The organism is Corticibacter populi (genome assembly GCF_004217315.1).
Classification (GTDB): domain Bacteria; phylum Pseudomonadota; class Gammaproteobacteria; order Burkholderiales; family Burkholderiaceae_C; genus Lampropedia; species Lampropedia populi.
The window spans coordinates 1-1,117 of sequence record NZ_SGWR01000009.1 but is presented as its reverse complement, the minus strand read 5'-3'; the positions used below and the strand labels follow the sequence as shown (position 1 = coordinate 1,117).

2 protein-coding genes are annotated in these 1,117 nt (G+C 65.4%); both read left to right on the top strand.

Annotated elements, in window-relative coordinates:
• Positions 1-675: ABC transporter substrate-binding protein (locus EV687_RS18835; protein WP_207226518.1), on the top strand; the 675-nt coding region annotated here is incomplete at its 5' end.
• 92 nt (positions 676-767) lie between these two features.
• A partial coding sequence (locus EV687_RS18830) for an ABC transporter substrate-binding protein (RefSeq protein ID WP_242612728.1) occupies positions 768-1,117 on the top strand: 350 nt, incomplete at its 3' end.

Sequence of the window (1,117 nt, the reverse complement as noted above, 5' to 3'; positions counted from 1 at the left end):
CAGGACTACCTCGATCTCGACGACCAGTACGCCCATGACCCGGCGCGTGCCGCGGCACTGCTCGAGGAGGCCGGCTACGGCCGCCTCAATGCCGAGGGCTATCGCATCGACAAGGACGGCAAGGTGCTGGAGATCGTGTTCCCGCTCTATCCCACCGTGGTCAATCCGGAAGGGGTGATCGCGGCCCAGGCACTGCAGGCCGAAGTCAAGAAAGTCGGCATCAAGCTCAACACCTTCGTGCTCACGCAGACCGAGCTGGCTGCCGGCCGCTACACCAAGGCCGACGAGTACGACATCGTGCAGGGCTACTGGACCTGGTATGCGCCCACCGTGCTCTCCATCAACTACCGGCCCGCTGGCGAGAACACCAGCACCGCCACCATCTACGGGCGCCAGCAACTCAACCAGTTCGCCGCGGACAACGGCAACCCCAACCCGCACAACCGCGTGCGCTCGGCGGACTGGCAGCTCCAGGAGGCCATCATCGCCGCGCACGAGGAGACCGACCCGGCCGCGCGCGCGCAAAAGCTGGCAGCCATCCAGCAGCACATCAGCGACGAGGCGCTGGCGCTGGGCTTTTATGCATCGACCTACAACCTGGTCGGCCAGAAGTACCTGGGCGGCCTCACCCACAACATCTTCGGCCCGCAGTTCTACGCGATCAGCAAGAACTGAGCCCGGACCCCGGCGCGCGGGAAACAACATTCCGCGCATGCCCGCCCGCCCGCCCGCACTCTGTCCACGACCCACAACCTCCCTGGAAGACCATGACCACCCTCCGTCGCGCCGCATTCGGGGCCCTGACCCTGTTGACCCTGCTGGCACAAGGCCCGGCCATTGCCGCCGGCCCCGCACAACGCCAGGCCGATACGCTGATCTACCTGCACTCCATCGAGCCCAAATCCCTTTTCCAGTGGTGGACGCAGGCCACCTACCCCAAGCGCAATGTGCTCGACAGCCTGGTGTATCTGGACGAGGAACAAAAACTCCACCCCTGGCTGGCCACCGCCTGGAAACAGGACGGCACGGTCTGGACCTTCACGCTGCGCGATGACGTGGTGTTCACCGACGGCTCCCGGCTCGATGCCGCCACCGTGGCCAAGAACTTCGATTTCTG